Origin of the sequence: Thermosynechococcus sp. HN-54 (assembly GCF_023650955.1) — a bacterium.
Classification (GTDB): domain Bacteria; phylum Cyanobacteriota; class Cyanobacteriia; order Thermosynechococcales; family Thermosynechococcaceae; genus Thermosynechococcus.
Genome location: NZ_CP098039.1, coordinates 1,277,961 through 1,293,394 on the forward strand (window position 1 = coordinate 1,277,961; position 15,434 = coordinate 1,293,394).

The 15,434-nt window shown below is 52.6% G+C and carries 13 protein-coding genes and 1 pseudogene; 6 read left to right on the forward strand and 8 right to left on the reverse strand.

What is annotated here, in order from left to right; genetic code table 11:
- Positions 1–23: 23 nt before the first annotated feature.
- Positions 24–806, reverse strand: coding sequence for an ABC transporter permease (locus NBE99_RS06195; RefSeq protein WP_250683598.1), 783 nt, complete (start codon positions 804–806; stop codon positions 24–26).
- Positions 807–900: 94 nt separating this feature from the next.
- Positions 901–1,462, reverse strand: a pseudogene (locus NBE99_RS06200) (Uma2 family endonuclease).
- 138 nt (positions 1,463–1,600) lie between these two features.
- Between NBE99_RS06200 and NBE99_RS06205 the strand changes: the two are divergent.
- Positions 1,601–3,835, forward strand: coding sequence for a cation-translocating P-type ATPase (locus NBE99_RS06205; protein ID WP_250683600.1), 2,235 nt, complete (start codon positions 1,601–1,603; stop codon positions 3,833–3,835).
- Here the strand turns inward: NBE99_RS06205 and NBE99_RS06210 are convergent.
- The 5 genes from NBE99_RS06210 to NBE99_RS06230 form a co-directional block, all read right to left on the reverse strand.
- Positions 3,815–4,339 carry a hypothetical protein gene (locus tag NBE99_RS06210; RefSeq protein ID WP_250683601.1) on the reverse strand — a complete coding sequence of 175 codons (525 nt, stop codon included), beginning with the start codon at positions 4,337–4,339 and terminating at the stop codon, positions 3,815–3,817. The genes NBE99_RS06205 and NBE99_RS06210 overlap by 21 nt on opposite strands.
- Positions 4,340–4,449: 110 nt before the next feature.
- Complete coding sequence (locus NBE99_RS06215; protein ID WP_250683602.1) at positions 4,450–5,271, reverse strand: hypothetical protein; 822 nt, start codon at positions 5,269–5,271, stop codon at positions 4,450–4,452.
- Between the two features lie 71 nt (positions 5,272–5,342).
- Positions 5,343–6,125, reverse strand: a complete 783-nt coding sequence (gene crtG, locus NBE99_RS06220) for a 2,2'-beta-hydroxylase CrtG (protein WP_250683603.1) — start codon at positions 6,123–6,125, stop codon at positions 5,343–5,345.
- A 24-nt stretch (positions 6,126–6,149) separates the two neighbouring features.
- Positions 6,150–6,323 (reverse strand): hypothetical protein, encoded by a 174-nt coding sequence (locus tag NBE99_RS06225; RefSeq protein WP_250683604.1) that lies wholly within the window; start codon positions 6,321–6,323, stop codon positions 6,150–6,152.
- A 3-nt stretch (positions 6,324–6,326) separates the two neighbouring features.
- Entirely contained in the window at positions 6,327–6,509 is a 183-nt protein-coding gene (locus NBE99_RS06230) for a 50S ribosomal protein L32 (protein WP_250683605.1), read from the reverse strand.
- A 210-nt stretch (positions 6,510–6,719) separates the two neighbouring features.
- Between NBE99_RS06230 and NBE99_RS06235 the strand changes: the two genes are divergently transcribed.
- The 4 genes from NBE99_RS06235 to NBE99_RS06250 all read left to right on the forward strand — a co-directional run bounded on the left by NBE99_RS06235 (position 6,720) and on the right by NBE99_RS06250 (position 12,995).
- Positions 6,720–7,724 (forward strand): phosphoribulokinase, encoded by a 1,005-nt coding sequence (locus tag NBE99_RS06235; protein ID WP_250683606.1) that lies wholly within the window; start codon positions 6,720–6,722, stop codon positions 7,722–7,724.
- 26 nt (positions 7,725–7,750) lie between these two features.
- Positions 7,751–9,250 carry a DUF3352 domain-containing protein gene (locus NBE99_RS06240; protein WP_250683607.1) on the forward strand — a complete coding sequence of 500 codons (1,500 nt, stop codon included), beginning with the start codon at positions 7,751–7,753 and terminating at the stop codon, positions 9,248–9,250.
- 102 nt (positions 9,251–9,352) lie between these two features.
- Complete coding sequence (gene ppc, locus NBE99_RS06245; protein ID WP_250683608.1) at positions 9,353–12,388, forward strand: phosphoenolpyruvate carboxylase; 3,036 nt, start codon at positions 9,353–9,355, stop codon at positions 12,386–12,388.
- A gap of 19 nt (positions 12,389–12,407) precedes the next feature.
- Positions 12,408–12,995 (forward strand): Uma2 family endonuclease, encoded by a 588-nt coding sequence (locus NBE99_RS06250; protein WP_250683609.1) that lies wholly within the window; start codon positions 12,408–12,410, stop codon positions 12,993–12,995.
- An 84-nt stretch (positions 12,996–13,079) separates the two neighbouring features.
- Here NBE99_RS06250 and NBE99_RS06255 read toward each other — a convergent pair whose 3' ends face one another.
- A complete protein-coding gene (locus NBE99_RS06255; RefSeq protein ID WP_399371026.1) occupies positions 13,080–14,042 on the reverse strand; it encodes a transposase in 963 nt (320 codons plus the stop codon).
- Positions 14,043–14,174: 132 nt separating this feature from the next.
- Between NBE99_RS06255 and argJ the strand changes: the two genes are divergently transcribed.
- Positions 14,175–15,434 carry a bifunctional glutamate N-acetyltransferase/amino-acid acetyltransferase ArgJ gene (argJ, locus tag NBE99_RS06260; protein ID WP_250683610.1) on the forward strand — a complete coding sequence of 420 codons (1,260 nt, stop codon included), beginning with the start codon at positions 14,175–14,177 and terminating at the stop codon, positions 15,432–15,434.

The window sequence follows — 15,434 nt, forward strand, 5'->3', positions numbered from 1 at the left end:
CACAACGGGGCAGTGGGTTTTTCTTAAAAGTTCCGACGGGAGAAAATCCAAGTGGCGATCGCCAGCAGTGCTACCGTATAAATCACGCCATAAAAAGCATTGGCCACGAGTGCCGGTACAGAGGGCAGCATGCCATAGACCGCTGTATTCTTAAAATCCAAGCGGGATAAATCGGGAAAGATCAGATAGAGAAATTGCATCAGTTGCCGTACGGCATCACTCTCCATCTTTTGGCTGAGGATCACCAAGTTTTGGCTAAAGTGCCCCATAAAGTACAGTGCCACCGTTAGCAGCGTGGCAATCAAGGAACTGGTGAAACTGCCAAAAAGCAAAGCGGCTGCTGTCAACAGTGCCAGTTGCAGTGCAATGTACAGAGAGGTAACTATCAAAGGGCCGGCGGGATAGGCAAACTGGTTCAAGCTCATGAGAAGAAACAGAATCAGCGTCATCAGTGCCACCAGCACCAGCAAAACTGCTGATAAGCCCAAATGTTTGCCAATAATAAATTCCGCCCGGCTGATGGGTTTCGCTAGCATGACTAGGATGGTGCGCTTTTCTATCTCTTTGTTGAGAAGACCGCCGCCAACGAAGGCCGCAATCAGCAAGCCAAAAAGGGAAATACCCGCCATCCCCACATCAAGGCTAATTTTGTCTTGGGTTCCTGCTGACACCTGTCCCAAAATCACGATCGCTAAGGCAAGGCCAATGGCAAATACAGCAGTGACGTAGAGAACCCGCTCCCGCAGGGTTTCATTGAAAACATTACGGCTAATTGTCCAGAGGCGACTCACCGTTAACGGCAACATGTCTGGTACCCCTTGAATTTACCCTCCTCTCAAAGAATACCCAATTTTGCTTTTTCGATAGCCTCAGCGTCCATAGGGAGAGCCGCTCGCTGTTTCACGGAGCAGTGGTATCTACGGCGGGGGCAGAGAGGTCAATGCTTCTCAACTCGACGCGATCGCCCGCACGGTAACAACGCAGCAGCCAATCCCCCACTTGATTTTTCTGGTCAATATCAATCGCCATTTCCTCTGAGCTAGCGAGCACATACATCTACGAGGTTGGGATTACGACGGTCGAGATCGAACTTTTTGCCGCGATCGTAGGCTTCGGTGGCGGGTGAGAGCACTTCAACAATGAGACAGGGGTAAGTGATGAAAAAAGGACTTTGGCGATCGCGATCATCACAGGTGACACTCAAATCAGGATAAGTAAAATTCGATGTCCCAAAAATATTCACGCGACAATCAGAAGTACAGGTTTTGCAGCCTTTACCCCGTAAGTGAGATTTGATAATTAACAAAAAGTTACCAACAATATCGCTGTGGTTTCTTGTACCACCCGCCATCGCATACACGTAACCCTCAATCAGTTCATGCTTTTCTAACTGCTGCTCTTCCCACGCAAAGTATTCTTCGGGTGTGAAGTAGCGATCGCCCGTCTCTTTGGCCGTCACCATTGTCTGCATCTCTCGTGAAAACCTCACTCCTTTAGGATAGCCCGCCGTTTCCCTGACATCCCAAGGCCAACGTGCCACAATAGGCGGTGGGGACGCAGTTAGGAGATTTAACGTAGTGGTTTTTGGAGAGGGTGCGACGTGTCCCTAAGTTCAAGTGTTGATTCCCAAGCCCCTGAGGTAGCCATCCTGCGGGTGAGCGGTTTGCGCTGTGCTGGCTGTGTGCGATCCCTAGAAACCCAGCTCAAGGAGCAGCCCGGTGTGGATGCAGCGGCAGTGAATCTGGTGACAGGAACCGCCGTGGTCACCTATTCCCCCACAGAGACAACACCGACAGCCATTGTGGAGCACATCAACCAAGGTCGGTTTCAGGCCACCCTTGCAGAAGCCAATGCCCTTTTGGAACTGCCCACGGCCTCTGAGGAAACCTCTTTGCCAAGGTTGGCGATCGCCCTTGTGCTCCTTATTCTCTCCAGCGTCGGACACGGCATTGATCTCCTGCCGGGGCACTGGCCAATGTTAGAAGCGATGATCTGGCACTGGGGTCTAGCAACCATTGCCCTTGTCCTGCCGGGGTGGGAGATTCTGCGGGAAGGAATGATAGGCCTGATCCAACATCGCCCGAATATGAATACGCTGGTGGCGCTGGGTGCCTTGGGGGCTTACCTCACCAGTACGGTGGCGTGGCTGTGGCCGGCCTTGGGGTGGGAGTGTTTCTTTGATGAACCGGTGATGATCCTTGGCTTTATTTTGCTGGGGCGATCGCTGGAGCAACGGGTACGTCAACAGGCACAACGGGACTTGCGATCGCTCCTTGCCCTGCAACCGCAACAGGCGCTATGGCAACCCAGTTTGACCGCTACCGATCGCTGGCCCATTCCCATTAGTCGTATCCAAGTGGGGGACTGGTTGTGGGTGGACACTGGGGAACCCTTTCCTGCGGATGGCACGATTGTGGCGGGAGAGACCTTGGTAGATGAATCCATGCTGACAGGAGAATCTCTGCCAGTGCCTAAGGGGGTAGGAGCCTCTGTTCTTGGCGGCAGTCGCAATGTTGGTGCTGCTGTGACCCTACGGGTAGAACGCTGTGGTCGCGCCTCATTTTTGGGACAGATTTTAGACCTCGTGGTGCAAGCACAAAACCGCAAAGCCCCGGTGCAGCAGATGGCGGATGTGGTAGCCGGCTATTTTGGCTATGGGGTGCTGGCGTTGGCGGCAGTAACGGCGCTCTTTTGGAGCGCGATCGCCCCCCATTTCTTTCCAGCTCTCACCAGCAGTACACCCCTATTGCCCCTAAAGCTTGCCTTGAGTGTTCTGGTGATTGCCTGTCCCTGTGCCCTTGGCCTCGCTACTCCTATTGCGCTCCTTGTGGGAACCAGTCATGCCGCTGCCAAAGGCTTAATTATTCGCGGCGGCGATGTGCTTGAGCGCAGTCAGCAGTTGGACACGATTGTGTTTGATAAGACGGGCACACTGACGACCGGTGAACTGGCGGTGGCCGAGATCAACCTCTATGGCGATCAATCTTCAGAGGAAGTGCTGTATCTACTTGCCAGCCTAGAGCACAAGAGTCGCCATCCCCTTGCAGTGGCGATTCAGAAGGCGTGGGCTGCTACAAACCAGACAAGAGAGCTGGCAACGGTAACCGAGGTTGAAACTGCCCTCGGACTGGGGATCAGTGGCTGGATTGAAGGGCATCTCTATCGTGCAGGACGCCTCAGTTGGCTGCGTGAGCAGGGGGTTGACTGCCCTTCTCTAGAAGTGGAAACCCATGTGGCCTTGGCCTGCGATCGCCAGCTCATTGCTGTGGTGACTTTTCGCGATCGCCTGCGCCCAGAGGCAGTCAGCACTATTCAAGCCCTGCAAGCCCAAGGCTATGAGATCCATGTCCTGACGGGGGACACTGCAAAGGCTGCACAGCATCTCCTAGAACCTCTCGGCCTACCGCCAAGGCATCTCCACACAGACCTCCAGCCGCAGCAAAAGCTGGCGCTCATTGAGGAGTGGCAAGCTGAGGGCAAAACAGTCGCCATGGTGGGGGATGGGATGAATGATGCTCCCGCTCTGACGGCAGCTCAGGTGGGCATTAGCCTTGGGACGGGCACAGAGGTCGCCATTGAAGCAGCCGATATTATCCTCACCCGCAATCAGCTGGGCGATCTGCTCGCCGTGCTAGAGCTAAGCCGCGCCACCTTCCGCAAAATTCAGCAAAACCTCCTCTGGGCGGTGGCCTACAATATCGTGGGCTTACCCCTTGCAGCGGGGGCTGCCTTACCCCTGTGGGGACTCAGTCTCACGCCGGGAATGGCTGCTGCTTGTATGGCTATGAGTTCGATTGCCGTTGTCCTCAATTCCCTAAGCCTTGGACGCCGTTGAGCAAACCAGCTCTCGAATCTGTTGAGCATTGGCGCGGGTCAGCCGTTTCTTGTGGGGCAGGACAACCACTGCAGGCCCTCGTTTGCATTCCCCCATACAGCCCGTCGCCTTCAGGGCAATGGGGAGCTGTTGTGCCTCTAATTCTTGCCACAGTTCCTTGGCGCCCCGCCGACAGCAGGAGGATTTTTGACAAATGAGCACCTTACAGGGCTGAGAACTCTTTACTGCTGGGGGTTGAGCCGTTGCCAAAAATGCTAAATGGCTTGCCTTGTATTGCTTCACCCAACCATCGTACTTATTGCTGATGGTTCCTTCGAGCCGCAGGCGATCGCCCACCTGGGGAACTTGCTCTAGTTCACGGCGCAATGACTTTTCCAGCTTAACCCAAACGGTTCCCGTGGTGGTTTTTAGAATCACAACTTTGGGTAGCCCCTTCTTGTAAAAGACCTCTTCGACTGTGCCCTCAAAGCAAAATGCTGGCAAATCAATAACACCAAGACCCATGGAGTGCAGACCTTGTTAATAATTTTTCTCAATAAATTGAGTTTAGCATATACGGAACGGTCTTGGAATCATCCTAGATCGTTGTGAGATTCATCCGAGGGAGAATAATTTTAGCCGGAGAGAATCCGCTCCCACTCTGCCAGTAGGTTGTCGATACTAGCGTCCGTTGTGCTACTCACATCACTGCTGATCACGCTTGCCATCGGGGCATTATCAAGGTGGGTGCCCACTTCCTCAACGCTATTGGGAAAGAGTTCTTTGAGAGTGGGTTGGGCAGCGGGGGTTTCTTCTGACATCAGATCGGACATCAAATAAATTTGGCGAATATCCGGCGGCAGATACTCCACGATGCGTGCTAGCCCCTCTTCTAAATGCTGGTTGAGTTCCTCAAGGCTGTAGGTTTCCCCTTGAACTTCTAGGTACGCACGCACACGCTCAAGGCCCCAGTGGAAGGTCTGGGTTGTCACGAGCACCAAGCGGCTGAGGGGATTGAGGTAGGCAAGACTGGCTTCCAAATAGCACCAAAGAGGCGGTGGTGCATCCTGCAGGACATAGCTAATGTGCTCAACACCGGGGAGTTCCTCTTGAATCAGGGTGGCGGTGCGGTTGACAATCCAATTGCGTAGGGAGCGAGCTTCCTCATCACCGACTTTCACTCCCTCAGGGGTAAACTCCACAAGATCAAAGCTAAAAAATAACCCATGCCACACCTTGGCAAAAAGATAGTCTACCTGGACGGGCGATCGCCCGTGGTGTTGCAGCACACTATAGACAAGGGCGGCATAGCGACAATAAAGGGCAACAAAGTAGCAGCCGCGATCGCGCTCATCCTGAAAAGCCTTGATCAGTGCTTCATCAGACCAAGTGAGTAGCGGCTGAATTAGAGGATGTTGCCGCTCCGCCATTATCGGAAAGGAAAGTGCCTTGACCATCTCACTGCCACTGAACCAGACAAACTGTCCTACGTCTTGGCCAAGTGGCCTATGCAGAATTCATCGTCGGGTCAGCCTTGGGTGCGATCACGAAACAGCGGCAGATAATCGCGGCTCTCCGTCCCCAGCCAGCGATCCCAAAAGGTGAAATAGAGGCCGTAATTACAGCGAAGCTGACTATGGTGCAAACTGTGGTGCGTTGCCCCGATTAACCACTGTCCCAACCAATGCTCGGCAAAGCCGCGGGGATAGATTTCTAAATTCAGATGATTAATGACACTAGAGACGGTCATTAGGCTTAATTGAATGACAATTGCGTAGGGATGCAGGGGCACAAGCATAATAATCAGCGGCAGGAAAATTGCCTGTAGGAGTGCTTCCCACGGGTGAAATGAAAAGGCGGTCCAAGGAGACGCAACAATGCTATGGTGATGCACCCGATGGACACGGCGATAAATTTTCGGTTGGTGCATCCAGCGATGGAGCCAATAGTAATAGGTTTCGTGGAGCAGCAGCACAAGGCCAATACTCAGGGGGAAGTAAACGTAGTCCCAAAGGGAATTTAACTCTAGATAAACTGCTGTCCAGCCCCGCTGCCACATCACTGCGGCGATCGCCCCCGCGAAGGCAAAAATAGCCGCTGTCACCAACGACCAGCCAAACTCCCGCCAAAACTGTCCCCGCTGGTAGGGGCGCAAATTCACCCGCCGTTTCTTGAGGGGTGTCCAGGGAGCCACCGCAAATACAAGGGAAAAAAAGCCGGCCACCAGCACAAGGCGGCTGACCACCATTAAAAACATGACCCCAACCATAATGCCAAAGAGGTGGGGGTCACTGAGGTTGTAGGGAATCATGCTAGAAAGTGCTAAACACTCCTCCTAGACCCAGCCCAACCAGTGGAGCAAGCCCTCTCCTGTCCAATATTCCCATAACAAAAGAGCCACAAGGCCGATCATGGCAGCACGACCATTGATCCGCTCAGCAAAGGTATTAAAGCCGTATTTGGGGGTTTCTAATTTTGGCGTGCGGCTTGGCTCCGTGGGGGTGGCCATGGATTACTCCTGCTCGTCTTCGGTTTCTTCTTCAGCTTCAGGGAAGTAGAAGCCTTGGGCGCGCTCGGTCAAAATCGATTTGCCAATTGAGAGGGCGCGTTGAGCTTGGAGAGCAGCTTGACGCTTCCAGACCGCACGGCGCATACTGCGCTTGGACTTCGAGGTTTTCTTCTTGGGGCAGGCCATGATGATCCCTAGGACTAACTTTCGCAATCTACTAGTGTATCCCAAACGCTTCCCTAGGGCAACCACCGATCCCCCCTAGGGACGGCAATGTTCCTCTTTTTGCACAAAAAACTATCACAGAGGGACACCACCCTTGTAATATCAGTAAGGGAATACTGAACCACCCCATCAGGGGATGTCCACTTCTACGAGCAAAGGGAATCGTCAGCTATGAGCAGTAAGCCAGACCGTGTGGTTCTCATCGGCGTTGCTGGAGACTCCGGCTGTGGTAAATCAACGTTTTTGCGCCGACTGGCCGATCTGTTTGGCGAAGAGTTTATGACTGTGATTTGCTTGGATGACTATCACAGTCTGGATCGCAAGCAGCGGAAGGAAACGGGGATTACGGCTCTTGATCCCCGCGCCAACAACTTTGATCTGATGTATGAGCAGATCAAGGCTCTCAAAAATGGCGAATCAATCATGAAACCCATCTACAACCACGAAACGGGGACGATTGATCCGCCAGAGAAGGTTGATCCCAACCACGTGATTGTGATTGAAGGGCTGCATCCCCTCTACGATGAACGGGTGCGATCGCTGATTGACTTTAGTGTGTATCTCGACATCAGCGACGATGTAAAAATTGCTTGGAAAATCAAGCGGGACATGGCCGAACGGGGTCACAGCTATGAAGACGTGATTGCTTCCATCAATGCCCGTCGTCCCGACTTCATGGCCTATATCGATCCCCAAAAGCAGTACGCTGATGTGGTCTTGCAAATTCTGCCGACCCAATTGGTCAAAGAGGAAAAAGTGGGCAATATTCTGCGGGTACGGATGCTGCAACGGGAAGGCATCCCCGGCTTTGAGCCAGTCTATCTCTTTGATGAAGGCTCGACAATTACTTGGATTCCCTGCGGTCGTAAGCTCACCTGCTCTTATCCAGGCATTCGCCTCAGCTACGGACCTGATGAATACTATGGTCACCCCGTTTCCGTGCTAGAAGTGGACGGTCGCTTTGAGAAACTTGATGAACTGATTTACATTGAGAGCCACCTGAGTAATACTTCCACCAAGCACTATGGGGAAATGACAGAATTACTCCTGCGGCACCGTGACTATCCGGGTTCGGACAATGGTTCGGGGATGTTTCAAGTGCTAACGGGGCTGAAGATGCGTGCCACCTATGAGCGCTTGACCTCGCGGGATGTGGCCACTGTCACCAACCGCTAGTTTGGCCTGCCACGTTGAGGGCACTAATGCAACAGCACCAGCGATCGCTATGGTCATTGTTTTGGGTCTTTATCCTCTGCTGGTTGGTTCTAACGTGTGGCCAGCCGGCCTTTGCTGCCGATAGCGATGACTTGATCTTTGTCCCCCGTCAAGCCCAGAGTGTCCTCAAGCTGAATCAACGTCCCAGTAGCGATCCCCTACGTTCTTTTTGGGAGCGTTTTTGGACATCCCAACTGGCTCATTGGGGCTGGTCGTGGTCTGAGGTCAGTGCTTGGGTGGGAGAGGGGGTGACGGTTGCTCAGTTCCCCTGCCCTGAAGCGTGTCCATCCCCTCGGCAGTTGTGGATTCTGCCCCTGAAACGCCCAGAGGCAGCAACGGCTTTTTTGGAAGCCTACTGGCAGAGCCATCCCTTTGAGGCGCAAGTCTATCAAAATATCCCCCTCCAAGTGGGCAAGAACTTGGTGACGGCACAGGTGGGCGATCGCCTGCTGGTGGCTTCGGATGTGGAGACCATGACTGCTAGCTTAGGGTCGGCAGTAACCGCAGATGGTAATCTTGCGGGTTTGGGCTTTTACCAATCTGCTCGGCCGCAACTGGCGGCTCAGCCCACCGCCTTGTACTATGCCAACCTGCAATCCCTGAGTCGTGATCATCGCGAACTGGCACCCACCTACAATCGTCTGCTCCTAGCAGTGAACGCCCAAAATAATGAGCTTCGTCTGGACACCGTTCTACACCGCACCAGTGATCCAACCCTGCGTTCTGACCCCCTTGACCTAGAGTTCCTCCGTTCTCAAGAACCGCTTCCGACGGTGGTGGTTGCAGGTTCCCACTTGCCAGAGGGCTATAGCCAACTCACTGAGGCTTTGGCAGACTACCGCTTTGGCAAAACTCCCCAAGGGGATGAGATTGCCAGCCAACTGCTGCGGGATTTAACGGTAGAGATACCGCTGGACGTCACGAGGCAGATTTTTCCCTTGGCCAGCGATCGCTTTAGCCTTGCCCTTTGGCACCAAGCCGATGAACAGTGGCAATGGTGGTGGCAGACACGCAATACCCCAGAGGCGGCAACTGTGCTGCAACAACTGGATGATCTTGCCCGGACCAATGGCTATGAGGTGAATCGCTTGGTCTTGAATAAAGAGCCCATCACTGCTTGGGTGAAATTAATTCTTGATCCGCAGACCAGTGAAGGCTTGGTCTCTGATGTCGCCGCCGCCTATGAGCAGCGGGGCGATCGCCTGATTCTGGCATCCTCCCTATCGGTACTGTCCCCTAGCCAGAATAAAAAAGTGTCTTGGCTGCCAGAGAACCTCCTGCGACAGCGGCAAGGGATTCGTGGGCTGGTCTATGCCCGTTGGCCAGAGCTATTTGCCCCCTTGAGCCAGCGTTGGCCGTTACTTCAGTATCTCAATGGCATCAGTGCCGGCTGGCTGGAACGTCTGCAAAGCATTACCTTGGTGAATTATGGCGTTCGCGATCGCCTGCAACACCTAGAACTGATTTTGAACAGCAAAAAAGATTAGAACTGTTAACAAATCCTTAATGCGCCTGTTATCAATTGTTGTACCGCCCTGGCTCAGGATTGGGTAAAGTAGGGAGTATTATGTTTGCAGACTGGGGTAAATATGACATCAGTCCTCGATGTGACCAATCGCGATCGCTTGATTGAAAGTGAAAGTTTAGCAGCCCGCACCCTACAGGAACGTTTGCGACTGGTAGAAGAGGTCTTAGTGGATGTCTTGGCGGCAGAATCCGGTCAAGAATTAGTTGATTTATTGCGGCGCTTGGGTGCTCTTTCTTCGCCGGAAGGCCATGCCCTCCATGCCCCAGAGGGAGAACTTCTCAAGGTCATTGAATCCTTAGAACTCAATCAAGCCATCAGAGCGGCGCGTGCCTTTAACCTGTACTTTCAAATTATCAACATTGTCGAGCAGCACTACGAGCAACAATACAATCGCGAACGAGCCGCTCAAGAAGGTCTGCGGCGCCGCAGTGTCATGAGTGAACCGATTTCTGGTGTCAGCGGTGAAGGCTTTCCCCTGCCCCATAATGCTGCGAATGCAACGGACGTGCGCAGTGGGCCGAGTGAACGCCTAGAGCATAGTCTCTACGAAGCAATTCCAGCGACCCAGCAATATGGTTCCTTTGCGTGGCTCTTTCCGCGGCTGCATGCGTTGAATGTACCGCCCCGTCATATTCAGCAGTTGCTGGATCAACTGGACATTAAGCTAGTGTTCACTGCTCACCCGACGGAGATTGTGCGGCAGACAATCCGTGATAAGCAACGGCGCGTTGCCCGCTTACTAGAGCAACTGGATGTGCTAGAGGGGGCTTCTCCGCACCTAACGGACTGGAACGCCCAAACCCTGCGGGCACAACTGATGGAGGAAATTCGCCTCTGGTGGCGTACCGATGAGCTGCACCAATTTAAGCCTGAAGTGCTCGATGAGGTGGAATACACCCTCCACTATTTCAAAGAGGTCATTTTTGCCGTCATTCCCAAGCTCTATCGCCGCCTTGAGCAATCGCTCCATGAAACATTTCCCTATTTGCAGCCCCCTCGGCACAATTTCTGTCGTTTTGGCTCTTGGGTAGGGGGCGATCGCGATGGCAATCCCTACGTCAAACCAGAAGTAACGTGGCAAACCGCCTGCTATCAGCGCAACCTAGTCCTTGAGGAATATATTAAATCCGTTGAGCGCTTAATCAATTTGCTGAGCCTGTCGCTGCACTGGTGCGATGTACTGCCGGATTTGCTGGATTCCCTTGAGCAGGATCAACGTCAACTCCCTAGCGTCTACGACCAGTATGCCGTGCGCTATCGGCAGGAACCCTATCGTCTGAAACTTACCTATGTGCTCAAACGGCTGCAAAATACCCGCGATCGCAACCGGGCGCTGCAAACCTACTGCATTCGCCGCAATGAGGCGGAAGAGTTAAATAATGGACAGTTTTACCGCCACGGTCAAGAATTCTTGGCAGAGCTGCTGCTGATTCAGCGCAACCTCAAGGAAACGGGACTCGCCTGCCGTGAGTTGGATGATTTGATTTGCCAAGTGGAGGTTTTTGGCTTTAATTTGGCCGCCTTGGATATTCGCCAAGAAAGCACCTGTCACGCTGAGGCGCTCAATGAAATTACGGCCTATTTGGGCATTCTCCCCTGTCCTTATACGGAACTCTCTGAAACGGAGCGCACGCGCTGGCTCCTCAGTGAACTCTCGACCCGTCGCCCTTTGATTCCGGGGGAACTCCCCTTTAGCGATCGCACGAATGAAATTATTGAAACGTTCCGCATGGTGCGGCAACTCCAACAGGAGTTTGGCACGGATTTGTGCAATACCTACATCATCAGCATGAGCCACGAGGTCAGCGATCTGTTGGAGGTGCTCCTCTTTGCCAAGGAGGCGGGGCTATTTGACCCAGCAACTGGAACCAGTACCCTTCAGGCAATTCCCCTCTTTGAGACCGTCGAGGATTTGAAGCACGCCCCAGCAGTGTTAACGCAACTCTTTTCTCTACCCTTTTGCCGTAGCTATCTAGGAAGTCATAGCACTCCCTTTTTACAGGAAGTGATGCTGGGTTATTCCGACAGCAACAAAGATTCTGGCTTCCTCAGCAGCAACTGGGAAATCTATAAAGCCCAGCAACGGCTCCAGAAAATTGCTGAAAACTTTGGCTTCCAACTGCGGATTTTCCACGGTCGAGGTGGCTCTGTGGGACGAGGCGGTGGACCTGCCTATGCAGCCATTTTGGCGCAGCCAGAGCAAACGATTAAGGGACGGATCAAGATTACGGAGCAGGGGGAGGTGCTGGCCTCAAAATACTCGTTGCCGGAATTGGCGCTCTTTAACCTCGAAACCGTGGCAACGGCAGTGATTCAGGCGAGTTTGCTGCGCAGCAGCATTGATGAGATTGAACCTTGGCACGAGATTATGGAGGAGCTGGCCACGCGATCGCGCCGCTGCTATCGTCATCTCATTTACGAACAGCCGGAGTTTATTGAGTTCTTTAACGAAGTCACCCCGATTCAGGAAATTAGCCAACTGCAAATTAGCTCGCGGCCAACCCGGCGCGGTGGCAAGAAAACCTTTGAGAGCTTGCGGGCTATTCCTTGGGTCTTTAGTTGGACGCAAACCCGCTTCTTGCTGCCGGCCTGGTATGGTGTGGGCACTGCTTTGCAGGAATTCCTTGAGGAAAAGCCAGCCGAGCATCTCTCCCTCCTGCGCTACTTCTATTACAAGTGGCCCTTTTTCCGCATGGTGATCTCCAAAGTTGAGATGACCCTTGCCAAGGTGGATTTGGAAATTGCCCGCTACTACGTCCAAGAACTGAGCCAACCCCAAAACCGGGAAGCCTTCTTCCGCCTCTATGAACAGATTGCTCAGGAATATCGCCTAACCACAGAATTGGTGCTCACGATCACTGGACATCAGCGGCTGCTCGATGGCGATCCTGCCCTCCAGCGATCGGTACAACTGCGCAATCGCACCATTGTTCCCTTGGGGTTTCTGCAAGTGTCACTTCTGAAGCGGCTGCGTCAGCACAACAGCCAAACCACCGCTGGGGCAATTTTGCGCTCCCGTTATGGTCGGGGTGAGTTGCTGCGGGGGGCACTCTTGACGATCAACGGTGTGGCGGCAGGTATGCGCAATACGGGCTAAACAACCGAGAGGGGGAATCATGAACCCGGCGACCCGCACATTAACGCCATCCCCGCTGCACTTCCGCATTAAGGACTATCACCGTTTAGCTGAACTCGGCTTTTTGGGCGAAGATGACCCCATTGAATTAGTGCGGGGGGAACTGATTAAGATGGCGGCTAAGGGGACAGCCCACGAAACCTGTATCACCCGACTCCTGCGGGTCTTAATGCCAATGGTTGGTGATCGGGCAACCCTACGCTGTCAATCACCGATTGTAATTGCAGATCACAGTGAACCTGAGCCAGATATAACCCTTGTTGACAATCGTGAGGATGATTACGCCACGGCGCATCCGACAGCAGCAGCAGTGCAATTGCTCATTGAGGTGGCGGACTCTTCCCTAGAGTACGATCGCACTGTGAAATTGATGCTCTATGCCGAGGCACAGATTCCCCACTACTGGCTTTTTAACTTGGTGGATCGCACTCTCGAAGCCTACAGTGAACCGGCGCAAATTACACCGACAACCTTTGGGTACTTGAATCGGCGGATTGTGCCCGCGACGGGAGCGATCGCCCTGCCGATTACTGAAGAACCGCTCCCCTTGAGTCGCATCTTTCCCTAGACTTCTGCAACAACCGTTAATAGTGGCTGTTTTGGGAAAGACCCTTGATCAGAAGTGTTGAATTCTGCAACAAAACTTAACATCCTAAGTGACAAGTAGCTCTGGCTGCCAATCAAAGCTCCAATGCACTATCGAGCAGCGGCGACTCAGTTCCAGTTGCAAATATCGCAATTTGTCTAATAGCTTCCTGCCAAAGTATTCAGGTATCTCCATTAGCTCTAAAATTAAGTACCCAATCAAAACCATATAAATCTGATTTATCACCCCATTCAAACTCTTCGTAATCAGCTTGTCTAATGATAAATGCATCTTTAGAAACTTCCATAAGTTCTCAATCCCCCACCGATGCCGATACAGCTCACTCACTTCCTCATCACTTAGATGCATTAGATTCGTCGCAATACGAAACTCTGTTCCATGCTCATCAAAAAATTGAACCACTCGGTATCTCTCATGATTGAGCTTCATTCTCATGTTATTCTTGATACGCACAACAAATAAACACTTCCTCTCACTCAGCCGCTCTAAAAATCTCCAACTCGCAAACCCTCTATCCATGATGGCAACGGCATTCTCAGGGATCATTTCTAAAATCTCGTCTTGAAAGCTTAGGTCATGTCTCTCCCCAAAAGAGACTACTGCCTTACCCAGGATGTTCTCTGTTAAATCAAATCCTGTAATTAACTTCACTTGATGGTATTTGTAGAACCAAAAGAGCTTACTCGTCAGGGTAATGACGGTTGAATCAATAGGAAACAGCATCAGACTTGAACAACGATGTCTCTTGCGAGCTTGAGACATGAGATGAGTGTAAATCCTCTCAAATAAGGTGGTTGTTCGAGTTTTGTTCGCCTTGGAAAACGTGGACATATCCACTGTAATCCCCGAATGATTCAAGCGATAAAATAAGGCTCTCATGCTGGTTAATCCTTGGTCGAGAATGTAGGTCAACCAGATTTTGAAGAACAATTGAGAGTTGAGGACGGGGTAGTCGCAAGGGCTGAGCTGCTTGAGAATAGACTTGACAAGAACTGAAAAAGATGCCATAGTAAGCTGATTAATTTTTCTTCTTTTGAGGGAAGAATACGACATTTCTTCCCTTTTTTCTAGCCTCTTAAACTATCTTTCAACACTTCTGACCCTTGATATAATCGCAACGACTCTCTGGTTGACGACGCTATGAGCCATTGGCAACAAATTGCAGGTGGTGTGACTGCCGCCAAGGGGTATCGAGCTGCGGGAATTGCGGCAGGATTGAAGGCTTCAGGGGCAGCGGATTTGGCATTGATTGTTTCCGATGTGCCGGCGATCGCGGCTGGGGTATTTACGACGAACCACATGTGTGCCGCACCTGTTACCTACTGTCGTCAACGGTTACAGACAAAGGGAACCGCTCAAGCGATTTTGTGTAATTCGGGTCAGGCCAATGCGGCTACAGGAGAACAGGGGTGGCGGGCGGTTTTAGCTCAAGCAGATATGGTGGCGACGGCCTTGGGCATCAGTTCCGAGATGGTGTTGGTGGCCTCAACCGGGGTCATTGGTCAACCCATTCCCCTTGAAAAGATGCGCCAAGCCCTACCGACACTGACAGCGAACTTGAGTGATGGCGGTGGCGATGCTGCTGCCCGTGCCATTATGACCACAGACTTAGTGCCCAAGCAAATTGCCCTTGAGGCTGTCTGGGAGGGGCAGCCCATTCGCATTGGCGGCATGGCCAAGGGGTCAGGGATGATTCATCCCAATATGGCAACGATGCTGGCCTTTATTACCTGCGATGCTGCTGTGTCGCCCCATTTGTGGCAGGAGATGCTGCAACGTGCCTGCGATCGCTCCTTCAATCAAATTACTGTTGATGGCGACACCAGTACCAATGACAGTGTGATTGCCTTGGCCAATGGACAATCGCGCACCCCCGCCATTACGGAGCCGGGAGCAGCAGCCACCCGCCTTGAAGACATGCTGGCGACAGTCTGTGTTCATTTAGCGAAGGCGATCGCCCGCGATGGGGAAGGAGCAACTTGCCTGATTGAAGTTCAGGTGAGCGGTGCCAGTGATGATGCTGCGGCTCGTCAAGTGGCAAGAACCATTGCCGGTTCCATGCTTGTTAAGTCAGCGATTTATGGCCGCGATCCCAATTGGGGACGCATTGCTGCTGCGGCTGGTCGTGCCGGGGTACCCTTTGATGCCAGCAAGCTAGCTATTTCCCTTGGCGGAATTCCGATGATGCGCCACGGTCAACCCTTACCCTTCGATCGCGCTGCCGCCAATGCCTATCTGGTCAACCAAGCCGCCGCCAGTACGGATGCGAGTGGTCAGCAATCCATTGACCATCCCGTTGTCATTGAGGTGAGTATTGGTCACGGTAGTGGTCGAGGGGTGGCTTGGGGCTGCGATCTCAGCTACGATTACGTGAAAATCAACGCTGAATATACAACCTGA

Bases quoted from the DNA above. Each gene is read 5' to 3' on its own strand.
- NBE99_RS06250 (WP_250683609.1), top strand. From the start codon at position 12,408: ATGAACCCGGCGACCCGCACATTAACGCCATCCCCGCTGCACTTCCGC.
- NBE99_RS06215 (WP_250683602.1), bottom strand. From the start codon at position 5,271: ATGGTCAAGGCACTTTCCTTTCCGATAATGGCGGAGCGGCAACATCCT.
- NBE99_RS06225 (WP_250683604.1), bottom strand. From the start codon at position 6,323: ATGGCCACCCCCACGGAGCCAAGCCGCACGCCAAAATTAGAAACCCCC.
- NBE99_RS06210 (WP_250683601.1), bottom strand. From the start codon at position 4,339: ATGGGTCTTGGTGTTATTGATTTGCCAGCATTTTGCTTTGAGGGCACA.
- NBE99_RS06240 (WP_250683607.1), top strand. From the start codon at position 7,751: ATGCAACAGCACCAGCGATCGCTATGGTCATTGTTTTGGGTCTTTATC.
- NBE99_RS06235 (WP_250683606.1), top strand. From the start codon at position 6,720: ATGAGCAGTAAGCCAGACCGTGTGGTTCTCATCGGCGTTGCTGGAGAC.
- NBE99_RS06230 (WP_250683605.1), bottom strand. From the start codon at position 6,509: ATGGCCTGCCCCAAGAAGAAAACCTCGAAGTCCAAGCGCAGTATGCGC.
- crtG (WP_250683603.1), bottom strand. From the start codon at position 6,125: ATGATTCCCTACAACCTCAGTGACCCCCACCTCTTTGGCATTATGGTT.
- NBE99_RS06255 (WP_399371026.1), bottom strand. From the start codon at position 14,042: ATGGCATCTTTTTCAGTTCTTGTCAAGTCTATTCTCAAGCAGCTCAGC.
- argJ (WP_250683610.1), top strand. From the start codon at position 14,175: ATGAGCCATTGGCAACAAATTGCAGGTGGTGTGACTGCCGCCAAGGGG.
- NBE99_RS06195 (WP_250683598.1), bottom strand. From the start codon at position 806: ATGTTGCCGTTAACGGTGAGTCGCCTCTGGACAATTAGCCGTAATGTT.
- ppc (WP_250683608.1), top strand. From the start codon at position 9,353: ATGACATCAGTCCTCGATGTGACCAATCGCGATCGCTTGATTGAAAGT.